The sequence below is a fragment of the Magnetovibrio sp. PR-2 genome, from assembly GCF_036689815.1.
Taxonomy (GTDB): Bacteria; Pseudomonadota; Alphaproteobacteria; order Rhodospirillales; family Magnetovibrionaceae; genus Magnetovibrio.
Genome location: NZ_JBAHUR010000011.1, coordinates 108,885 through 130,833, shown reverse-complemented (window position 1 = coordinate 130,833; position 21,949 = coordinate 108,885). Strand labels below are relative to the sequence as shown.

Sequence of the window (21,949 nt, the reverse complement as noted above, 5' to 3'; positions counted from 1 at the left end):
GGCCCACTCCTAAACGCCCAGCCATTGACGCAAAGCCGACAAGGGGCGACGGAACAGGTAGAAGAACAAGAATACCTTTTTGCCTTCTATCTTCGCCATGCCCCGCAAACCGATACGCGGTGACGTGCCATCTGCAAACGTCGCAACCAAACGATAGCTCAACACCCCCGATGACGTGACTTCGGCCTCATACCCCGCGTACGCCAACACGGCGTCAACCGGTATCAAAGGGTCGCGGTCTAAAAACAGGCGGACAGGTGCCCCGGTCTCCAACACGACGGCGTCAGCGACGGGCAATTCGATTTGCAGTTTGGTCTCATGAGGTTTAGCGATCAACATCACCCGCTCACCCGTGGTCACGGGCCGCCCTTCCAGGCCCGCCACATCGCGGAACACCGCAACACCGCCTTGTTCGGCGTAAATGTCTTTGCGTTGCACTTGGGCGTGAATAAAGTTGCGCTCAGCCTCGCTAAGTTTCACCTGTGTTTCCAACACCGCCACCTCGGCGTTACGCTCCGCATTGCGGAACGCGCCCTGGCGTGCGGTGCGCAGAGAGGTGCGGGCAACCAGCAACTCTTCTTGTGCAACATCTAACTGGCCGGACAGTTCCGTGTCGTCAAAACTGAACAGCAAATCGCCTTTTTTGACATGGCTGTTGGGCTCGATGTGAACGGTTTCCACCACACCGTTCATGGGTGCTGCGACCAAAACCGGGTCTTTGGCAACCACTTCTGCCGGGGCCAAGGCCGTTTGCGTGACCGGGATAAATTGAACCGCCAAGGCAAGTGCTGCAACAATCTGCGTTGTGCGCCCTAAGGGCAATCGCCGACGCCGCCCCCATGTTCCCAGCTTTGCGTTCCACGCGTGTGCCCAAGCGCCCATGAGGTTTTCAATCAACGAGCGTTCGATTTCTGACAACGCCTGGTCTGAAGCAATTAACATGCCGCCACTGACGTGGCCTTCTTCAGCCAAAAAGGGACACCACAATATATTGTTCGGCAGCCAGTGCAAAGCAGCGTCACGTTTCGCCGCACCCCAACTGTTCACATCCACAACATGCAAACGGTTATATTTTGGATCGTCTTGCATATCGGCCGCCATGGATTGCAACCAGCGGACCATCGGCGCGTTCGCATCGGGGGTGGGCACGTCGGATATGGTCTGAACTTTGGGTCCGGTGCGTGTCGCCATGGTGAACACCACAGCTTGGCGAATGGGCACAAGATCGCGAATGCGGTTTGCAAAGACGTAACCTAGAGCGTCCAACGTCGGGGCGTTGCGGGCTTCTTGTTCCAATTGAAGAAACGAAACGTACGCATTGTTTTGACCTGTAGGAACCGTCATGACCTAGGGCCTTTGGAACGTTACGGTGCCGCTCATCCCGGCCATGAGCTTTGCAGTGATGTCTTCCAGCTCACCGTAAAGCGGAACCGATTGACCAACCGCATCAACCAAAGCGCCCACGCGCGCAACCCGACCTGGGATGACGGTGCCGGTTTCATCAACCAAAAGGGTAAACGGCGCGTTGATGTCCAGCCAAGACAACCAAGATGACGGCACCACGATTTTCAATTCTAACCGTTTGTCATCAATGATGCTCATAATCGGCTGGTCAACACTCACGGCTTCATGTTCGTGCGCAGCCAGTTCGACAATACGGCCGTCAAAAGGTGCGCGGATATGGCAGCGTTCCACCGGGAATTGCGCGCCGTCGGCTTCGCCTTTGGCTTTTTCATATTCGGCTTCGGCGATTCCGACTTCGTAGGGCCCGACGGAATCCAATTCAGCACGTTTGCGCACCGTATCCAAGGTCAGCCGTACGGCTTTGAGTTGGGCCTTCGCGACTTTTAAACCCGCTTCGTACGCGCGGCAATCGAAGCGGATCAGCGTGTCGCCTTGGGCGAAGGCTTCACCTTCGCGAAACGGAACCTTTTCAAGGCGGCCCTTTACTTCACTGCTCAAGACCAGTTCCGCAACAGATTGAACGAGGGCTCGCGCCTCAAAGCTTGGCGACGCAGAACCGCCACTCTCTTGCGCAAAAGCGCCCCAACCCAAAGGCAGGGGCGCTATGCAACACAACACCATCAACAGTTTTACAGCAGCATTCATGTCTTCTCACCGCTTTTTCACCGATTGGTGTTAAAACAACTCTCCAAAAAATCCAGCCAAACCCCGCTCTTGAACACCGCTGTCGGCAGATGAAGCTGAGGTCTTTTGCACATTTGCACGCAGCTCCAGTCCGTCCCAGTTGCTGTACATGTTGATGACAGCGTTCGGGTTGGTGCCCTTAGGCGTGGCGCGATAGGCCACCTCCACCGGTTTAGACACAGGCTTCACAGCAACGGGCGTTTTCACGGGTGCTTTAGCGGGCGTTTGAACAGGTGCTTTGAGCGGTGCTTTAGCGGGCACGGCAGCCTTGATGTTTAGCGAGGCTTGCTCTTGGGTTTGAACGGGCGCTTTGACCTGAGTTTTTGCCGGCGCAACCTCAGACACTTTGCGCGGCGCTGGCTCCGGTTGGGCTTCGGCCACGGGCAATTCGATCGTGCCCGTAAACCACTTCTCGTTCACAACCTTCAGCGCTTTGGACAAGGTGCCCAAATCGTGAGCCTCAACCGCATCGGGCAGCGGGTCGGCACCGACGGATACATAAATCCGACCCACCGAGTTGCGCATTTCTGCAAACGCGATGTCGCGGCGCAGCTCCGACAGCAAGGCGTCAAGCTCGGCGCTGATGGTTGTACGCTCGCCACCTTGACCGGAACGCACGTTCGATTGCGTTTTGTCGAAGATCGACAGTTCAACTTCGTTCAGCTCGTTCGCGGTTTTGTATTCACTCACCGCTTGCGAATACCCTGCCACCGCCACGTGAACCTGGCTCATCACCGCCATGCTCAACGCCATACGACGAACCTTAACCACGTCCGTGCGGGCTTTCGCCACCGCGACTTTTTGTGGACCGGTGAACACGTCAAACAAGTTCGACGTAATGGTCGAGCCCCAGGAGAACCAATTTTGTTCCCACGCATAGGAGTTGCTGTCGAAGTTCCAGGCCGTGTTGACCTCGATCCCCGGGATCATATCCATGTATTGCAATCGCACGTCTTTGTGCGAGATGCGATCTTGATAGCCCTCTACTCGCAGCTCCGGACGATGCAGCAGAGCCGCTTTTTCCAGCGTCTCAACGTCCAATTTCAACGGCGGTATACCCGTCGGAATAGCGCGGGCATCTAACTTGTAGTTGGTGCCGACCTTTAAGTTCATCAAAGCCGCCAAGTTGTATTTGGCCGTGTTCAACTCACGACGCAAAACCTTCAACTGACGAAGTGCGTCAAGCAAATCGCGGCGATAGCGCAGGGCCGACAGCGGTTCTTCGGAACCGTTGCGTTGTGCCTTGCGGGCATTGTCCAAGGCGCGATTGACCCTAGCGGTCAGCGGACCGATTTTTTGCAGCAAACGTTCGGCAGATACCGCGTTCCAATAGGCCACACGGACGTTTTGAATGACGGTTTGCAACACGGTGCGGCGGCGCTCTTGCGTGATCAACATGCGATCCGCTTGTTGTTGGGCGCGCACATAGCTCATGCCCAAATCCAAGATGTTCCACGTCAGCGTCAAATCTGCCGTTTTCAGGTCGCGATCAGAAGACCCCGAGCTTTCCAAAGATTCCGAACCGTTGGACAAGGAAACGCTGTTGGAACCCAAATGGTTATTGCGGCCGGTGTAGCCCGCACGCGCGGTCAGGTTCGGCAGCAAGCTCAAATTCGCAGATGTCAGTTGGTGTGATGCCAGCGCATTTTCCATCACCTTCAGACGGTGATCCAAGTTGTACTTGATCGCGCGCGCCATGGCTTCTTCCAAGGTGATCGGCCCGGTGATGGGCTCTTGATCTTGGAACAGCTCGCCCACATCTTTTTCAGCGCGTTTGGCGTGATCGGCCAAGCTCAAGGGATCGGGTTTTACCGTACACCCGGCAATACCCAAAGCCACGCCGACCAGCAAAACCGCGCGAAATGGCGACGACTTGCGGACGGGGAGCGTCCCGCAGCCCTCTTGTCCCTTCTTATTCAATCTGAAGGGTACAGTGTTTGTGTGTTCAGTGCCCAAAACCCACCTCGTCAATACAATGCACCGGAGCAGAGCATCCCCGGCTAATCTTTAAATTCATAACGTTATGGACGTTAAACACTGCCCATAACACGTCTAAGTTACGAAGCCAATCGTTCCATGGCTTCCACCAATTTATCCAAACTGGACTGTTGCGTTTGTGCCGCAGCTGCCAGCTGATCCGTAAAGCTCGTGCGTCCACCGGGCTGGAAGAACGCGCCTTCCTGTGCACCGGCCTCACCTTGGCCTTGACCCTGGCCTTGACCGTTTTCATTGCCTTGGCCGTCTTGACCTTGATTATCTTGGCCTTGATTATCTTGGCCTTGGGGCTCACCACCTTGTCCGGCGTCACCGCCTTGAGCTGGAGGTTGTCCACCTTGGCCTTCACCGCCTTGGGCTGGAGGTTGAGCGCCTTGACCCTCACCACTTTGCCCCTCACCGCTTTGACCTTGACCATCTTGGCCCTGACCATCTTGGCCCTGACCGCTTTGACCTTGACCATCTTGGCCCTGACCGCTTTGACCTTGTCCGTCTTGACCTTGAGCACCGTCACCAGCACCCGGTTGGCCTTGACCCGCCGGACCTTGGTCACCACCAGCGCCGCCTTGACCACCCGCAGCGGGTTGGCCGCCATCACCGCCGCTAGCCGAAGCACCACCGACACCACCGACACCTGCAGGAGCACCGCCACCTGCGGGAGCAGCACCGGTACCGCCAGCATTTCCACCTGTAGCACCGCCACCAAGACCGCCGCCCGGAGCGCCACCACCTGCGGCACCGACACCAAGACCGCCGCCAATACCACCACCTGTAGCACCACCACCTGTAGCACCGCCACCAAGACCGCCGCCCGGAGCGCCACCACCTGTAACACCGACACCAAGACCGCCGCCCGGAGCGCCACCTGTAGCACCGCCACCAAGACCGCCGCCAATACCACCACCTGTAGCACCACCACCTGCACCGCCACCTGCAGCACCGCCAAGACTGCCAAAGCCGCCGCCAATACCACCGCCCAGGCCGCCGCCAATACCACCGCCCAGGCCGCCGCCGATACCACCGCCAAGACCGCCAAGACCGCCGCCGCCGATGTTGCCGAAGCCGCTCAGACCGCTGTTTCCACGGCCACCTGGTCCATCATTGTTAGTATTTCCATTACCGTTGCCGCTGCGGTTCCCCTCGACCAACCTGTTGATGATCGTGTTTTCATTGCCCGGAGTGTCGCCGCCGTAGGTGTAGCCGGGCGTTGCATTGGGATCGGCTAAGGTCAAGCCGCCGCCGGCGCCGCCGACCGCATCGCCGCCTGCATCACCGCCCGTGTCGCCACCCGGACCATCGATACCGCCTTCATTGCCGCCGTCACCGCCGCCGTCTCCTTCACCACCAAAGCCACCTTCACCACCGCCGTCACCACCACCATCACCCGCAGGAGGCGTCGGCGCAATTTGGGAAACGTTGAGGTTGTTGGTCGTGGTGGTCGTCGGATTGGTAGCGCTGACCGTCACCCGCGCCGCCGTGGACGTTGTGCCGCCAGCCGCGTCGGTTACCGTGATGTCAAAGACCGCATTCCCAGCCGAACCGGCCTGGAACTTCAAATTTTGTAACAAGGTCGCGATACGGGCCGGTGTTGCATTGGTCGAGTTAAAGGTGATCTTCAGGCTGTTGCCGCCTTGCCCCGTATCCGTGTTGTCCACCGTACCGATGGCCGTGCCACCGACAGAGATTGTGTCGCCACCCGCCAACACACCACCGCCGGACGTACTGGTCACATTGGTGCCGTCAACGGTGAAATTCGCCGTAGCCGGCACCGTGCCCACTTTGGTGAGAGAAACATTACCACCGTTAAAGTGTGTGCTATCCGCATCCGTTATGGCCGCATCGGCACCTGCATCGATATTCACTGCTGTCGTTGGGGTCGCAGACACGGAGCTGCCACCAATCCCGCTGACGACAGGTGCTGCGTTTGCAACCGTCACCGTTACATTACCCGTGGCTGTTTTCGCACCACCAGAACCTTGGGCAACTGTGGTGCCGTCACTGAACGTCCAGTCCAATTGCTTGTTGCCAGCAGCTTCAGCCGTCGCGGCAGAGTACGCAATCTGTTGAATGGCGCTGTCCACCAAGGCCGAAGTGGCGCTGGCATTGAACGTCAACAAGAGTGTGCCGCCGGAGTTCGTTGTCACGGTGCCGATGGACGTGGTTCCGACCTTCAAAGCCCCGCCCTGGGTCAGAGTTGCGTTGTCTGCAGCACCATACAACGTGCCGGATCCGGCAAATTGATCGTTCGCGCTGGCCCCGCCGTTGCGCACGATTTGTAGCGTGGCACCATTATAATTGTTGCCATTGTCCAGCTCGGCATCAGCCAAAACGACGTTGGCGTCCAACACCACTGCCGAACCACCTTTGGTGAAGCTCGGCGTTGCGTCCAGCCCGGTCATGGTCGGCGTGTCGTTCACTGCCGCCACCGTCACCGTCACGGAACCGGTTGCAGTCTTCGCCCCACCGGAACCTTGGCTGATGGTCGTGCCGTCAGAGAACGAATAGTCGATCTGAACGTTACCCGATTCCGTGTTCGAAGAATTGGCATAGGTGATTTGCTGGAGCGCGCTGTCCACCAGGGCAGAGGTCGCACTGCTGTTAAACGTCAACAACAACGTGCCGCTGGAATTCGTCGTCACCGTACCAATGGTCGTCCCGCCCACGGTCAAGTTGCCGCCTTGGGTCATGGTCGACAGCGTGCCGGTGTGCGCGAACGTGTCGTTGGCGCTGGCCCCACCGTTGCGCGACAAGGTCAACGTCGCACCATTGTAGTTATTGCCCGCATCCAGTTCCGCATCCGAAAGGGTTGCATTGGCGTCCAACTGAACCGCCACGTTTTCGTTCGGGTTCGGTGTGGCGTCCAAGCCTGCAAAGGCCGGGCTGTCGTTGACGGCGCTCACATTAATGGTCGCGGTTGCCGAAGCCCCGGTGTTGGAATTGACGTCCCGTCCCGCAAACGTGATGGTACGCGCCGTCGTACTTGGAGCTTCTGACGTATTGTTAAAGGTGATTTCGCGGATCAAGGCTTGATAGTTTGCGGCTGTCGCCGAACCGGACAAGGTGATCACACTGGCAGACGTTTCCGTAACCGTAATGCCGTTGACCACATCACCGTTGTTGCGCACGCCGACTTTCAAAATATCACCCGTCTGTGCATTGGTGAGCGTAACAACAAACTGATTGAGGTTATCGCCATCGGGCTCGGTCACGGTGGCGGCGCTCGCGATGGTGGTCGCGCCGTCACCTTCCGTAAAGGCCACTGTGACGCCGGTGCCGGACGTCGCACCATTCAAATCGGTGACAGGAGCCGTCACCACGCTGACGGTTGCCGCCGCCGTGCTGGAGTTTCCGTCGCCGTCGTTACCCACCACATTCACCGTGCGGTTGCCCGTGGTGATGTCTGCCGCTGCATCCGTGTTGTTGTAAACGATGCCGCGCAAAATGGTTTGATAAACGCTGGTCGAAGCGGCGCCCGTGATGGACAGAACGCCGGTCCCGCTCGTATAGCCCACCGTCAAGCCTGCGTTGGTCGCCGCCGTGGTTGCCGTGGAGTTCAGCGCCAAGCTTTCAACGCTGTCGCCATCGGGCCTGGACGTGAGTGTCGCCGTTAAGCTGGCTTGCGAATCGCTGGTATCCACATCGGAATACGTGGCATCCGTATTGGCGATGGTGACGGTCGAGCCCCCAGCCGAGAAGCTGGTTGAATACGTCACACCGCCTGCGGATGCATCCAAGTCAACTACGGGAACGTCGTTGACAGCTGTTACGGCTTGAGAACCGGTAGCCGTGCCACTGGAATAGGGCGTTGCATTGCCGTTGGTGGAGGTGTCGGCATAGCGCGCTGTGGTGCCGCTGGACGCCGTGCCAGCGGTTTGGTCCCAACCGCGAACGGTCATGGTCGCCGTTTCCGCGTTTTGGCTATCGGGGACATAACGCACATAGGCTGCGGGCGCCAACAGCAAGGATGTCGCCGCAGCAGGTGTGTTGCCCGACGCAAAGCTGGTCCAAGTGCCGTCCGTGCCATTGGTGCTGTCGTGGGAGAACTGCCACGTGCCATTGCCGGACGTCCCCGTCACGGCAACACCTAACGTGTTGCTGTCCGCATCCGAAGTCGTCAAACCGGCCACGACGGTCGAGACCGTCACACCCGTCGCTGTGGTGTCTTCATTGATGGATGAGAAGCTATACGTTCCCGAAGCCACAGGTGCTGAGTTGACGATAGACAGGTTCGACGTATCTGCCGTGGTCGTGGTGTTGCCCGCGTTGTCCGTCGCGGTGACCGACGCGTTCAGGTTCGAGCCCTTGGTCGAGCCCGTCACAACCGTGTAGCTCGCACTCCACGTGCCGGAGCTGTTGGACGCCGCGACCGCAGCCCCACCGCCAAAGGCAGAGAAGTTCACCGTCACACCGGAAATGGTGTCGGAGTTGTTGTCGCCGCCTGCGGTGTTGTTCCACGCCACCGTAATGGTGTCGCCGACAACGTATGCACCACCTGTCCCGCTGCCCGAGCTGGTGACCGAAATATTGCCGTCGGAAACCGTTGGGTTGACGCTGTCGACCGTGGCGTTGGTGGTGTCCGCCGTCGTCGTGGTGTTGCCCGCGTTGTCCGTTGCGGTTGCCGAGACGTTGACGTTGGTGCCGTCAATGGCGCCTGCCGTAATGGTATACGTCGCGGTCCAGGTGCCAGTGCTGTTCGATGCCGCAACAGCTGCGCCGCCGCCAAAGCCGGAGAAGTTCACGGTCACACCGGAAATGGTGTCGGAGTTGTTGTCGCCGCCCGCCGTGTTGTTCCACGTCGCGGTTACCGTATCGCCAACCTTAAACGCGCCACCTGTACCCGATGCGCCGGAAATGGACAAATTGCCATCCGACACCGTCGGTGCGGTGTTGTCCACCGTGGCGTTTGTGCTATCCGCCGTCGTGGTGGTGTTGCCCGCATTATCCGTCGCCGTGACCGAAACGTTCAAGTTTGTGGAATCAATGGCACCCGCCGTAATCGTATACGTCGCCGTCCACGTGCCCGAGCTGTTCGAAGCCGCAACCGCTGCGCCGCCACCAAAGGCAGAGAAGTCAACCGTCGCTGAAGAAATGGTGTCCGAGTTGTTGTCGCCGCCCGCCGTGTTGTTCCACGTGGCCGTCACCGTGTCACCAGTTTTAAACGCACCACCCGTACCCGACGCGCCGGAAATAGAGATGTTGCCGTCCGTCACCGTCGGGGCGACACTGTCCACCGTCGCATTGGTGCTGTCTGCCGTGGTCGTGGTGTTGCCCGCATTGTCCGTCGCGGTTACAGAGACATTGCGGCTGGTGGTATCAACCGCGCCGGCCACAATTGTATACGTTGCGGTCCAGGTGCCGGAACTGTTGGACGCGGCAACCGCAGCCCCACCGCCAAATTGCGAGAAGTCCACCGTCACGCCGGAAATGGTGTCAGTGTTGTTGTCGCCACCCGCTGTGTTGTTCCACGTTGCGGTTACCGTGTCACCGATTTTATACGCGCCACCCGTGCCCGATGCGCCGGAGATGGAAATATTGCCGTCCGTCACCGTCGGTGCAACGCTGTCGACCGTCGCATTGGTGCTGTCTGCCGTCGTCGTGGTGTTGCCAGCATTATCCGTCGCCGTAAACGAAATGTTGCGGCTGGTGGCGTCAATGGCGCCTGCCGTGATGGTGTAAGTCGCCGTCCAGGTGCCGGAGCTGTTCGAAGCTGCAACAGACCCACCGCCACCGAACGCAGAGAAGTCCACCGTTGCCGAAGAGATGGTGTCGGAGTTGTTGTCGCCGCCCGCCGTGTTGTTCCACGTGGCCGTTACCGTATCGCCAACCTTATACGCACCACCTGTTCCAGACGCGCCGGAGATGGAAATGTTCCCATCCGTCACCGTCGGCGCCTGGTTATCGGCGGTGAGGTTGGAGGTGTCTGCCGTCGTTGCGGCCGTGCCATCCGTTGCCGTCACCGAAACGTTCAAGTTGGTGCCGTCAACACTGCCCGACGTGAGGGTGTAGCTGGCCGTCCAGGTGTCTGAACTGTCCGTAGCCGCGACCGCCGCCCCGCCGCCAAACGCCGAAAAGTCCATGGTAACCCCGGTGATGCCGGAGTTGTTGTCACCACCCGCCGTGTTGTTCCAACTGGCCGTGATCGTATCGCCGACCTTGTATGCACCGCCCGTGCCGCTTCCCGAGCTGGTGATGGAGATATTGCCATCTGAAACCGTGGGGCCAGATGTATACGTTTGGGTCGCCTTAAAGAAAAAGTCATAGCCCGACGCCACAAAGCCTCCTGACAGATAGGGCTTGCCGCCTGAATAATTGTCGGTGCCTGAGTTGTAGCGATAGATCCCAATGCTTGTATCACCCGAGCCAAAGGCGATGGTATAGGTGCTGCCGCTGGTAATCGATGCAGGCGAGGAAAACGTCAGGGTTCTCATATCCGCCGTCGATCCAGCAGCGGTAGCGTCGGCTTTAGCCCAGACCTGACTGGCCAACGCCGTACCGGACACAGCTTCACCACTGTAAATCGATACCGTTACGTCCGAGGTCGGCTGTGTTATAAGCAGAAAACTGACACTGGTGAGTGTGCCGGTTTGGGTTGCCGTAAACGATTGGGCAATCTGCGCACCGGTCGTACTATTACTCGGGGTGGCATACGCGTACTCGATCGTATCTGTTAACAACAGCCCGTCATAAACCGCCGTTTCATCATCCAAGGCCGTATCGGTTTCAATGATGCCGCTACTGGCCTCCAAGTCCCAATCGCCACCTAAGTCCGCTGAACCGGTCAAGTCATCGGATGCAGCAATGTCTGCACCTGTCGCCGTTGCTAAGGCATCAATAAAGTCCTGCCCGGCACCGTCGGCACCGACGTTACAGCCATACAGCAGCAAATCGCCATCCGCTGACAACGCATCGCCGATGGTCAAAAGCGCATCTTGGCTGTCTTCGAGATTGTCCAGCGTGAGGGCACCCCCGGAAAAGTTCAGCGCCCCGGTCTCGCCGTGGGTGATCAGGTGCACAGCATCAACACTGCTGTATCCTGACAGGGCCTGGGCCAGATCGTTCACATCCGCGCCCGGCTCCAACAAAATGACGTCGAGGCTCGGGTCCACACCGTCCAAAAGGGTTTGATAATCTGCAATTGACGAATCGATAACCACGACTTCGTTGCGTGCTGCATCATTTTGTCCGGAAGACACCGCCTGGGCCAAATTCTCGTCTTGGTCGTTGTTTTGCGACGCAACCGATTCGGCCGCCGTTTGCTCTGCCACCTGGGCTCCGGTCGCGCCGCCTGCGGCGTCGAACATAAACCGGGGCTCCAACGCCAAAGCCATGGGCGCGCGTGACGGCCAAGCGGCCTCAGCACCTAACTTGCTGGTATTGCTAACTATTTCATCAGCATGAGTCGCACGCATATGCTTGCGAATGTATGACGCAACAATCTTATTCAATCAACTTCTCCCCCCAACCTTAAAGCTGGAGCACGCGCAAACAGGGTGGCGCCCATGTAAACGTGCACTAACAATAGATATTTACAATATAAAGTAAAGTAGTTTAGGTCTTGCACGCAAATTTACGTAAAGCGGCATATCATATATATATTCATATTTTCAGTCTGTTGCATCCATAATCCGGTACATTATGCGCGCAACTACACGTCCTTGGGATATGACCCGTCGACACAATCATTCAGAACCAGACCACACCTAAACTGGGGGAGCAGATCATAAATGATTTCCGAGGAAAAATGGTCGAAAACAACCATGATTTATCTTTAGAGCCAGCACCATAATGGTGCCCAGGGGCGGATTTGAACCACCGACACGCGGATTTTCAAGGGGGCAAAACTTTTAATCCTTTCGATAGGTATTTATTCCTTACTTTGACGATTTTTCGATATACCTTTATTCCAAAGTGCCCGTCGGGCCCTCTGTGTTTGTGGTGGTTACACCCACACCGGGGATAACCCGAAACGGATAACGCTTCTCACAAAATTGTTTTCATCGGCGCACGCCGGATGAAGTGCCTGAAAAACGGCATGTCGTTTTACGACCACTTTGCCCTCCCGAACCGTAGATGTGTTTTGGGCCGTGACCGCGTGCGCCTTCAGCAGAGGGACTTTGAGATGTCACCTTTTTATCAACTGCAGTCTACCATTGGGCCGACGCACAACATGAACTTGACCGATGTTTTGGAAATGAAAAAAGTCCTCCACCAACTCGGACTTTATGAAATTCCAACGCACGGCCTGACGCAATATCCGGATGAAGCCTTTATCAAAGCCATTCGGGAATTCCAAAGTGGAAACGACTTACAGCCTGACGGTGTGATGAAACCGGATGGGCCGACGGTTCGCACCATGGAATACCGCTATGACGAGGATCAGGCTACCCCAGAAACATTGCTTCAAATCGGGCCCGCCGATGACAACGCGGTACGCACTCTTCAAGACGTAAAATCAAACAATAAAGGCTCCTACATCTGGCGCACCCGAAGCGATGGTAAGGTGCGCTCGTCTCATGCCGATCGTGATGGCAAAATCTTTTCCTGGGACAGACCGCCCGAAGGTGGACACCCTGGTGAAGCCTATAACTGCCGCTGTTGGGCGGAAGAAACAGTTGTGGATTGTGATTATTGGAGGCGATTAATTGAATCCACGGAGATCAATCTTCAAAAGGCACTTGAGGACTTCAACAAAGCCGATCAAATCTACAATGAAGCAAAGGCTGCATTAAAGATATTGGAGGATAAATGCCACAACGCTTTGGACGCAACTCCGGGAAGAATCGGCGGATCTATTGCTGAAGGCGTGATTATTGGTGGAGCTATAGCAAGTTGGCCTGGAGCGGTTGCTGGAGGAGCAAAGGGCTTAGGTGATGGTATAAACGAAGCTACCAAAGATATTACTGAATCTTGCTTGCTATCTATTGAAGATAGCCAAGAGCAAGCAAACTATGACAAAGCAAAGAAAGAGCGCGACTCCATCGAGTTTTGGATTGACTCATATCGCAAAGATATAGCCGCCTACCGTGAAGAGTACGAGCAAGGGGGCTGTGAAAACTGAGGAAGCTCACGACTTAGGCGAAGCGCTGCTACCTTTTGGTCAGCCCACCACTTTTTGCTTTCCCTGTCCTCAAGCAAGACCTGAGGCGCCAAAACCTTCAATTGCTCAGATACGCCTGCACCAAGTTTTTGTGCCATAAGTAAGGCGTAGTATGCATTGGGGAGGTGTTTTTCAAAAACATCTCCTTTTTGCAATAGCTCTGCTACTAGCAAAAAGGCATCAACATTTCTATCCTTGTTCGCTGAGGTTTCCAGTGCCCAATACGCTTGGCGTTTTGAAATTTTCACCCCATCTCCCAAAGCCAGTTGCCGACCGAGTTGGAAGCGCGCTCCTACATGGTTCTTCTTTTCCGCCTCATAAAACCACCTACACGCCAATACCTTTGACTCAGGGTAAGCGTTCTGGTCCAGCAAACTCAGCCCAACTTCATACAATGAATTCGGAGTGCGAGAGCTTATGTCTTCATACCAGACAAATGCTTGTTCCACATGCGGCGAAAGTCCTGAGCTTTCAAACCGCTTTATCATGATCTGTTTAAGTTCACTATCCCCCGCGACAGTGATTAAAGCATTGCGGGCCCTCTCGGCCCATTCCCGAGCCTTCGAACTTCCGGCTCCCTCTTCCATGAAGTAGACCTGTCCAAGAAAGAGCGCGGCGTGAACATTTCCCCTTTCAGCCGCATACTGAAACGCGCGTTTTGCCAGATCGACATCACGATCCATGCAATACCCTTCCAGAAGATGAGACCCCAAAGTAAAATCAGCCAAGACGGCTAAGCGCGTCATTTCAATGGCGTGGGCCTTTTCCAGCTCTTTGAATACGGCTGCACATTCATCTGACTTGTCAACATTCTCCCGCACCGCTTCCCATACGCCATCCTGGGAAGGCTCTGCACCTTCCGCGCGCACGTCATCGCTTTGGAACATCCAAACGCACATGGTGACAAAAATGGAAAGCCTGAGAAGATAGGTCATCGACAAAGACTACCACCGATTGCAGAACATTCAACAGCTCAACAACCGCCAAAACTGACGCGTTAAAACTTCAGCAACTTGATGGTTCCGACAATACCAAGCGTTTCTTTCGCTGCCTGAACCTTACTGCTCAAATCCGTCAATTTTTGTTGAACGTCAGCTTCTTCTTGCGCATTGTCCGCGCCGCCCTGTTCACGGTCATGCCGCAGATGGTCAATCTTTGACAGTGCCCGTCCCCGTTCGATCAAATAACGAACAAGGTTTCGCTGTTCTTCGTCAAAGGCAATTTCTTCAACATTCAAACCAAGTGATTGAAGCTCTGTGATATCCAGCGCATCAACGCTGAAGCCATACACGATCCTGTTGTGGCGATATCCATGCTTTTCGAGTTTGCATTTGGTTTGAATGATGTTCACTTCCAGGCGAAAGTCCCTTCGCGGCGTGGGTGTCAGTTTGAAAGTCTGCATTGGGTTTGGCCTGCTTAAAATGCGCATTCTTGAGGGAATGCAATAAAAAGGGCCTCAGCATCTCTGCCGAGGCCCCTTAATAATGGTGCCCAGGGGCGGATTTGAACCACCGACACGCGGATTTTCAATCCGCTGCTCTACCAACTGAGCTACCTGGGCATATTTTGTGAGGCCAAAGCCCCAACACGTTGGTGCGGCCCGGTTTATAGGAGATTCCGACGCCCCTGTCCAGCGTTCCAGTGTCTTTTTTTGTTCTTTTTCAGTCCTCATCTCCCCAGCCGTCGTCAAAGCCTGCAGGCTCGTCTGAGGGAATGCGATAGCCCTCCCCCAACCACTTGCCCAAATCGATGTCGGCGCAGCGTTTGGAACAAAACGGCTGGTAGGCCTTTTGCACCGGCTTTTGGCAAACCGGACAGCTTTTCCCCCCTGTTTTCTGGGGCTTAGAGATTTTCAGCTTCACCACGTTTTCATCACTCATGGAAGAGATGTCCTTTGTCTCTTAGTCTCGGTCTATGCGGAATGCGTCGGGTGACAAGCTGGCGTCTTGGCGCACGTCCAAGGGTTGGCCCAATTTGGCTTCCATGCGTGTGAGCGCCTCTTGTCCGTCCTGTTTGAGAACCTCAAACACACAATTCGGCACGTTCAAGACCGGGATCAAGGCCGGGTCGGCCCAGACGTCGGCCAAGACCTGATCCAAGGCGCGATAGGCCACCGAAAGCGGTGCCTCGACCGCGCCGGAGCCCTGGCACGACGGACACGGCACAGCCAGCACCTGGGCCAAGGGCGGGCGGCGGCGCGGACGGGTGATTTCTAACAAGCCCCCCTTGGTCGTCCCCAAAACTTGAGGTCCCACGGGGTCAGGCAGCATGGCGTCTTTTAAGGCCGTGACCATGCGCCCAAGGCTGTCTTTGGCGCGCATGCCGATGTAGTCCACCACAATCAAGCCGGCGATATTGCGCAGCCGGATTTGGCGCGCGATTTCGCGCATGGCTTCGACGTTGGTGGCGAGCGCCAGATCTTGGGGGCCGCGCCCGGACGCCTTAGCCTTGGCCGCACCGGCGTTCACATCAATGGTGGTCAGTGCTGCAGTCTGTTCAATCACCAAAGACCCGCCGCCCGGCAACTTAACGCGGGGGACCAACAACCCAGCCACATCGTCTTGGATGGCGGCGGTTTCAAAAATGTCGAAGTGTGTGGTGACGTGCTCCACCCCGCCGGACGGCATGACGTTCAGTTTGGTCAGTTCGGACTTGATCTGTTCGCAAGTCCCCCCATCGTCCACCAAGACTTTGGTGTAGTTGCCGTGCCCGCTTTCGTTCAAAAACTGAAGCGCAGGCGGCACATCCGCGCTGATCAAAGCCGGGGGCGTTACCCCCTTGGCGTGATCGCACAAGATCGCCCAACGCCCGCGCAACAAACGTAAGTCTTCGCTCACCAACTTTTCGCGTACACCCATGGCACTGGAGCGAATGACGCAGCCTTCGTTCCCAGCCAGAACACTGCTGAGCATGGTGCGCAGGCGCGAACGTTCCGTGTCGCCTGCGATGCGTTTGGACACGCGTATGCCGGGGTCGTTGGGTGTCAGCACGACATACGCGCCCGACACACTCACCCGGCGGGTCAGTTTTGCACCTTTGTCATCGCGCGCAGCCGCAACGACTTGAACCATGACGGCCTCACCTTCGCGCACATAGTCCGAAATGCGATCGCGTGGGGCTTCGCCGCCCATGAACGGCTGCGGGCGGGCTTCGGCTAGGCCTAAAAACCCGTCACGCTCGGCACCGATGTCGACGAAGGCGGCTTCTAAATTGGGCACGACCTTTTTCACACGTGCCCAAAACACGTCGCCCACTTCGCCGGGGATGTGTTCGCGATAGACCGCAAAGTCTTTTAGGCGCCCATCGCCATCCACGCGTGCGATGCGCGTTTCACCGGGGCGGACACGGACGACGAGGCTATCCACGGCACACTCCTAAATCAAGCCAGCAGGGCACGCGCCCAAGCCTTTAAGCGCGCCTGCGACTTCTGGAAGCGACAGCCCCACCACATTGGAATAGGAACCACTGATCTTGGTCACAAACGCACCTGCCAAACCTTGGATGGCATAAGCCCCTGCTTTGCCCTGCCACTCGCCGGAGGCCATGTAGCCGTTGATTTCTTCTGCGCTCAGACGCTTGAAGGTGACTTTGGTGGTGATGGCTTTAACCGTCTCACCACCCGGAGCCAAAACGGCCAAGCCGCCGATGACTTTGTGGGTGCGCCCGGAAAGCAGGGAAAGATACCTGCGCGCCTGTGCCTCGTCAGCTGGCTTGCCCAAAATGCGCCGCCCGACACAAACAATGGTGTCCGCACCGACGATGCAAGCATCTGCATGGCTGGATTGGATGGCGCGCGCTTTATCCGCAGCCAAACGCCGGGCGTGGTCCAGGGGACGCTCGTTTTTAAGCGGCGTTTCGTCGATGTCTGCAGGGATGATGTCGTCAGGTGTGATGCCGATCTGCGCCAACAGCTCGACGCGCCGAGGCGACGCGGAGGCCAGGATCAGTGGAACGGGGCGCGGGTCGTTGTTCATGCTCACCTATTCAGCTCAAGTAAATAGACCGGGCAGACAGACTGACCCGGTCCAGCATCTGCCCATTCTAGAGGGCGAGCGAACTTACTTAAAGCGGAACGTGATGCGGCCTTTGGTCAGGTCGTACGGGGTCATTTCCACCGTGACCTTGTCGCCCGCCAGAACGCGGATGCGGTGCTTGCGCATTTTACCAGCGGTGTGGGCCAGGATTTCGTGTCCATTTTCCAGCTCGACGCGAAACATTGCGTTGGGCAGCAATTCGGTCACAACGCCGGAAAATTCAAGAACTTCTTCTTTAGCCATCAATCTCTCTTGCTTGGTTTGCTAGGGCGGCCCAAAATTGGTCCGTTGCGCTCCAAAGGTCAAGTTTTTTCCCGAAATTTTCCCGTTTTTTCGCGATTTTTAACGATTAAATGTCTTTGGCTGTGCGCAGCGGGAAGTTCTCTTTGATTTTGGACACCAATTCGTCCCGGACTCGACGATAAGCCTCCAAGCGCTCATCACGTGAGCCTTCGACCACAGATGGGTCGAACGTATGCCAAAATACGACTTCGCAATCCATGTAGCGGGTCAAATCGACGGCTTTGTGTTGGGCTTCGGGGGACAGAGAAACCACCAAATCAAAAAAACTGTCTTCCAACTCTTCAAAGGTTTTGGGGTGGTGCTTGGAGATATCGATACCGATTTCCTCCATCACCGCGACGGCAAAACCGTCGACCTCTTTGGTGCGCACGCCGACCGAATCCACATAAACGTCATGACCGTGGAAATGACGCATGATCGCTGCCGCCATGGGAGAGCGGATTGAATTCATGGTGCAAGAAAACAAAATGGCGCTGGGGAGGCTCATCAGACGTCGCGTCTCCTAGGCTCGAATGTGCAAAACGCACACCAAGGTAAAGAGACGGCGCGCCGTGTTGTGGTCTAAATCGACTTTGTCCTTTAAGCGCTGTTCCAAGATATCGGAGCCATCGTTGTGCAGCCCCCGCCTGCCCATGTCGATGGCTTCAATCTGCGACGGTGAAGAATTGGTGATGGCTTTAAAGTAGCTGTCACAGACCATCAGGTATTCGCGCACAATGGATTTAAACGGCGAAAGGGCCAGCATGAACAGCTTCACCGGTTCGTCGTTTTCATTGCGCACGTCAAAAACCAAGCGGTTTTCTTCGATGCTAAGGCGCAAGACGTATGGGCCCTCAGGCCCCTCTAAAAGCTTGAAGGTGTTGTCTTCCAAAAGATCGTAGATCGCGACCTTGCGCTCGTGTTCGACCTGCGGGGTGCGATTCACCACCGAGGCTTCGTCGAGATAGATCTCTTTGATGCGGGCTGTGTCGGACACGGTGCCCTCCGGCAGGTTATTTGCTGTTCAAACGAATGGAAACAGAAAGTCCGTGCGCCTGCAAGCCTTCTGCGTCGGCCAACTTCACCGCCGCCGGACCGATTGCGTTCAATCCGTCCGCGTCGCACGCAATAAACGTGGTGCGTTTCATGAAGTCCAATACGCCTAAGCCGGAGCTAAACCGCGCGGTGCGCGATGTCGGCAACACGTGGTTGGGGCCCGCAACATAGTCACCGATGGCTTCGGGAGTATAGCGCCCTAAGAACATCGCCCCCGCATCGCGAATGGTTTCGGCCAAGGGGGCGGGATCTTCGACGGCCAATTCCAAGTGCTCCGGCGCCACGCGATCGACCAAAGGCACGCCTTGGCTCATCAAATCGTTCACCGTGATAACCACCCCGTGGTCTTGCCAGCTGGCGCGCGCGATGTCTTCGCGGTTCAAGGTTTTGAGCTGGCTTTCCACAGCGTCCTCGACACGCGTCGCAAACTCTTTGTCATCCGTGATCAGGATCGACTGCGCCGCCGTGTCGTGTTCGGCCTGGCTGAGCAGGTCTGCTGCAATCCAGTTGGGATCGTTGTCGCCATCCGCCACCACCAAAATTTCACTGGGGCCTGCGATCATGTCGATGCCCACCGTGCCAAACACTTGGCGCTTGGCAGCCGCGACGTACGCATTGCCCGGACCGACAATTTTATCGACGGCGGGAATGGTTTGTGTACCAAAAGCCAACGCCCCCACGGCTTGCGCACCGCCGATGCGATAGATTTCCGTAACACCCGCAACTTTGGCCGCAGCCAAGACCAACGGGTTGATCACCCCGTCCGGCGTCGGCACCACCATAACCAAACGTTCCACACCTGCCACACGGGCCGGAATGGCGTTCATCAGCACAGACGACGGATACGCCGCCAAGCCGCCGGGAACGTAAAGCCCTGCCGCGTGCACAGCCGTCCAGCGATAGCCAAGGCGCACGCCGTCTTCGTCTTTGTAATCTTCGAATTCCGGCAATTGGCGTTCGTGAAACGCTTCAATGCGCTCCGCCGCCAATTTGAGCACGGCCATAAGCTCCGGTTCGCTCTCAGCCATGGCCGCGTCGACTTCTTGGGCCGTGATGGCAATATCTGCAGCGCTTAAGCTTTGCCGGTCGAATTTGTTGGTGTACTCCACCACTGCCGCATCGCCGCGGGTCTTGACGTCTTTCAAGATGCCTGCGACGGCTTCGTTCACATCCACGTCGGCTTCGCGCTGAACGCCCAGGACCTCTTGGAATTGGCGCTCAAACTGCGGATCGGAAATATCAAGACGCTTGGGCATCGAGAGCCTCCCGGAACTTTTCAATCCAACCGCCAATTTCCGCCGAGCGGGTTTTCCACGCCGTGCGGTTCACCGCCAGACGTGAAGTGATTTCGGCAATGACTTCCACTTCAACCAAATCGTTGGCTTTGAGCGTCCCGCCTGTGGACACCAAATCAACGATGCGCGAACACAGGCCCATTTTCGGGGCCAGCTCCATGGCACCGTTCAGCTTGATGCATTCGGCTTGAACGCCACGGCTGGCGAAGTGCTTTTTGGTGATTTCGGGATACTTCGTCGCGACACGCACGTGCGACCAGGTGGACGGGTCGTCTTCTCCCCCCAACTCTTTGGGCTCGGCGATGGACATGCGGCAATAGCCAATGCCCAAATCCAGCGGTGCGTAGATTTCTGGGTTGTCGAATTCCAACAACACGTCGGCCCCAGCGACACCCAAATGGGCCGCGCCGAACGCCACAAAGGTCGCCACGTCAAAGCTGCGCACACGAATGATTTCCAAATTCGGATGATTGGTGGCAAAGGACAGCTTGCGCGATTTTGGATTGTCGAAATCGGCTTCCGGTTCAATGCCAGCACCACGCACAATGGGCATCACCTCTTCCAAGATGCGGCCCTTGGGCAGCGCCAAGACCAATTTATCGTCATTCGGTGTCGTCACGTTACGTCTCCATACTGAGCACCATGCCCAGAGGGGCGCATATATAAAGGGTTTTTGGACGAGTTTCCAGGGCTGAAGTGCCCTTAGGACGATCCGCGAACGCGTTCGATATCCGCACCGCACGCGGCCAGTTTTTCTTCCAAACGCTCATAGCCGCGATCCAAGTGATAAACACGGTTCACCACCGTCTCGCCTTCGGCCACAAGACCTGCGAGAACCAAAGAGCTCGAAGCCCGCAAATCGGTTGCCATCACCTGCGCACCGGACAGCTTTTCCACACCGCGCACAATGGCGGAACGCCCATGAACGTTGATGTCCGCACCCATGCGCACCAGTTCAGGCACGTGCATGAAGCGGTTTTCAAAGATCGTTTCGGTGATCATGGAAGCCCCTTCGGCGACGCTGGCCAGAACCATCATTTGCGCCTGCATGTCCGTGGGGAAGCCCGGATAGGGCTCGGTCATGACATCAAAGCCTTTAATCGCGCCGTTTTTGCGGCTGACGCGCAGGCCGTCTTCGACCTCTTCGATTTCAACGCCGGCCTGACGCATGACGTCCACCACGGCTTCGATCAAATCAAGACGCCCACCCTTCAACACCACATCGCCGCCGGTCACAGCCGCAGCCACGGCGTAAGACCCCAATTCGATGCGGTCAATGATGACCTCGTAGTCTGCACCGTGCAGCTCTTTGACACCGGTGACCTTTAGAGTATCAGTGCCGATGCCTTCAATCTTGGCGCCCATGGCTTGTAAGCAATGGGCCAGATCGGTGACTTCCGGCTCGCGCGCCGCGTTGGCGATCACGGTTTCACCCTCCGCCAGGCACGCGGCCATCAAAATGTTTTCGGTGCCGCCCACGGTGACGTTGGAAAACAGCACATGTCCGCCCTTGAGCCCGTTGGGGGCCTTGGCTTCCACGTAGCCTTCGGTGAGCTCGATTTCCGCACCCAGGGCTTCCAGGGCTTTGAGGTGCAAGTCCACCGGGCGCGTGCCGATGGCGCAGCCGCCGGGCAAGGACACACGGGCGTGGCCGTGTTTGGCGACCAAGGGCCCCAGCACCAAGACCGACGCGCGCATACGCCGCACCAGATCGTAAGGGGCCGTGGTCTCACACACGCCGGAGGCATCCAGGGCAAACACGCGGCCCAAATGCCCACCGCCGTCAGCATCGCCTTCCATGGAGATGGTCACACCCATATCGCTGAGCAAATGTGCCATGGTCGAAATATCGGCCAAGTGCGGCAGATTGGAGAGACGCAGCACGCCGTCGGTGAGCAAGCTCGCCGCCAACAGAGGCAGCGCCGCGTTCTTTGCGCCGCCGATGGGAATGGTGCCGTGAAGGGGTTTGCCCCCGCGAATGACGATTTGATCCATTAAAGGTCCAACACTTTATATATATATATGCGCCCGATTAACTCTTA

16 protein-coding genes and 1 tRNA gene are annotated in these 21,949 nt (G+C 57.0%); 1 reads left to right on the top strand and 16 read right to left on the bottom strand.

Translation table 11 applies throughout. The features are described from left to right. Positions 1-9 precede the first annotated feature (9 nt). The 4 genes from V5T82_RS13710 to V5T82_RS13695 form a co-directional block, all read right to left on the bottom strand. A complete protein-coding gene (locus V5T82_RS13710; protein ID WP_332896219.1) occupies positions 10-1,344 on the bottom strand; it encodes an efflux RND transporter periplasmic adaptor subunit in 1,335 nt (444 codons plus the stop codon). A gap of 3 nt (positions 1,345-1,347) precedes the next feature. Continuing rightward, positions 1,348-2,109 carry an efflux RND transporter periplasmic adaptor subunit gene (locus V5T82_RS13705; protein ID WP_332896218.1) on the bottom strand — a complete coding sequence of 254 codons (762 nt, stop codon included), beginning with the start codon at positions 2,107-2,109 and terminating at the stop codon, positions 1,348-1,350. 30 nt (positions 2,110-2,139) lie between these two features. Then, positions 2,140-4,068, bottom strand: coding sequence for a TolC family protein (locus tag V5T82_RS13700; RefSeq protein WP_332896217.1), 1,929 nt, complete (start codon positions 4,066-4,068; stop codon positions 2,140-2,142). 137 nt (positions 4,069-4,205) lie between these two features. Next, positions 4,206-11,588 carry a DUF4347 domain-containing protein gene (locus tag V5T82_RS13695; protein WP_332896216.1) on the bottom strand — a complete coding sequence of 2,461 codons (7,383 nt, stop codon included), beginning with the start codon at positions 11,586-11,588 and terminating at the stop codon, positions 4,206-4,208. A 674-nt stretch (positions 11,589-12,262) separates the two neighbouring features. Here V5T82_RS13695 and V5T82_RS13690 point away from each other — a divergent pair. Beyond that, positions 12,263-13,201, top strand: a complete 939-nt coding sequence (locus tag V5T82_RS13690) for a phage minor head protein (RefSeq protein WP_332896215.1) — start codon at positions 12,263-12,265, stop codon at positions 13,199-13,201. Here V5T82_RS13690 and V5T82_RS13685 read toward each other — a convergent pair. The 12 genes from V5T82_RS13685 to murA all read right to left on the bottom strand — a co-directional run bounded on the left by V5T82_RS13685 (position 13,162) and on the right by murA (position 21,902). Then, positions 13,162-14,175, bottom strand: a complete 1,014-nt coding sequence (locus V5T82_RS13685) for a tetratricopeptide repeat protein (protein WP_332896214.1) — start codon at positions 14,173-14,175, stop codon at positions 13,162-13,164. The genes V5T82_RS13690 and V5T82_RS13685 overlap by 40 nt on opposite strands. Positions 14,176-14,237: 62 nt before the next feature. Beyond that, entirely contained in the window at positions 14,238-14,591 is a 354-nt protein-coding gene (locus tag V5T82_RS13680) for a hypothetical protein (RefSeq protein WP_332896213.1), read from the bottom strand. 134 nt (positions 14,592-14,725) lie between these two features. Next, positions 14,726-14,801: transfer RNA gene (locus tag V5T82_RS13675), tRNA-Phe, on the bottom strand. 100 nt (positions 14,802-14,901) lie between these two features. Next, complete coding sequence (locus V5T82_RS13670) at positions 14,902-15,120, bottom strand: DNA gyrase inhibitor YacG (RefSeq protein ID WP_332896212.1); 219 nt, start codon at positions 15,118-15,120, stop codon at positions 14,902-14,904. 21 nt (positions 15,121-15,141) lie between these two features. Beyond that, positions 15,142-16,605, bottom strand: coding sequence for a ribonuclease E/G (locus V5T82_RS13665; RefSeq protein WP_332896211.1), 1,464 nt, complete (start codon positions 16,603-16,605; stop codon positions 15,142-15,144). A gap of 9 nt (positions 16,606-16,614) precedes the next feature. Then, entirely contained in the window at positions 16,615-17,214 is a 600-nt protein-coding gene (locus tag V5T82_RS13660; RefSeq protein WP_332896210.1) for a Maf family protein, read from the bottom strand. 84 nt (positions 17,215-17,298) lie between these two features. After that, positions 17,299-17,517: a translation initiation factor IF-1 gene (gene infA, locus V5T82_RS13655; RefSeq protein WP_331896949.1), complete on the bottom strand. Its 219-nt coding sequence runs from the start codon at positions 17,515-17,517 to the stop codon at positions 17,299-17,301. 106 nt (positions 17,518-17,623) lie between these two features. Continuing rightward, positions 17,624-18,064, bottom strand: a complete 441-nt coding sequence (locus V5T82_RS13650; protein ID WP_332896209.1) for an arsenate reductase ArsC — start codon at positions 18,062-18,064, stop codon at positions 17,624-17,626. Positions 18,065-18,079: 15 nt separating this feature from the next. Further along, positions 18,080-18,553: a UPF0262 family protein gene (locus V5T82_RS13645; RefSeq protein ID WP_442917726.1), complete on the bottom strand. Its 474-nt coding sequence runs from the start codon at positions 18,551-18,553 to the stop codon at positions 18,080-18,082. 16 nt (positions 18,554-18,569) lie between these two features. Continuing rightward, positions 18,570-19,868 (bottom strand): histidinol dehydrogenase, encoded by a 1,299-nt coding sequence (gene hisD / locus V5T82_RS13640; protein WP_332896208.1) that lies wholly within the window; start codon positions 19,866-19,868, stop codon positions 18,570-18,572. Further along, a complete protein-coding gene (gene hisG, locus V5T82_RS13635; RefSeq protein ID WP_332896206.1) occupies positions 19,852-20,526 on the bottom strand; it encodes an ATP phosphoribosyltransferase in 675 nt (224 codons plus the stop codon). Before hisG ends, hisD begins: the two co-directional genes overlap by 17 nt. Positions 20,527-20,609: 83 nt before the next feature. After that, on the bottom strand, positions 20,610-21,902 hold the full coding sequence (gene murA / locus V5T82_RS13630) for a UDP-N-acetylglucosamine 1-carboxyvinyltransferase (protein WP_332896205.1): 1,293 nt from the start codon (positions 21,900-21,902) through the stop codon (positions 20,610-20,612). Positions 21,903-21,949: the final 47 nt, after the last annotated feature.

Coding starts and splice junctions, on each gene's coding strand:
- V5T82_RS13705 (WP_332896218.1), bottom strand. CDS start 2,109: ATGAATGCTGCTGTAAAACTGTTGATGGTGTTGTGTTGCATAGCGCCC.
- murA (WP_332896205.1), bottom strand. CDS start 21,902: ATGGATCAAATCGTCATTCGCGGGGGCAAACCCCTTCACGGCACCATT.
- infA (WP_331896949.1), bottom strand. CDS start 17,517: ATGGCTAAAGAAGAAGTTCTTGAATTTTCCGGCGTTGTGACCGAATTG.
- V5T82_RS13710 (WP_332896219.1), bottom strand. CDS start 1,344: ATGACGGTTCCTACAGGTCAAAACAATGCGTACGTTTCGTTTCTTCAA.
- V5T82_RS13660 (WP_332896210.1), bottom strand. CDS start 17,214: ATGAACAACGACCCGCGCCCCGTTCCACTGATCCTGGCCTCCGCGTCG.
- V5T82_RS13690 (WP_332896215.1), top strand. CDS start 12,263: ATGTCACCTTTTTATCAACTGCAGTCTACCATTGGGCCGACGCACAAC.
- V5T82_RS13685 (WP_332896214.1), bottom strand. CDS start 14,175: ATGACCTATCTTCTCAGGCTTTCCATTTTTGTCACCATGTGCGTTTGG.
- hisD (WP_332896208.1), bottom strand. CDS start 19,868: ATGCCCAAGCGTCTTGATATTTCCGATCCGCAGTTTGAGCGCCAATTC.
- V5T82_RS13650 (WP_332896209.1), bottom strand. CDS start 18,064: ATGAGCCTCCCCAGCGCCATTTTGTTTTCTTGCACCATGAATTCAATC.
- V5T82_RS13670 (WP_332896212.1), bottom strand. CDS start 15,120: ATGAGTGATGAAAACGTGGTGAAGCTGAAAATCTCTAAGCCCCAGAAA.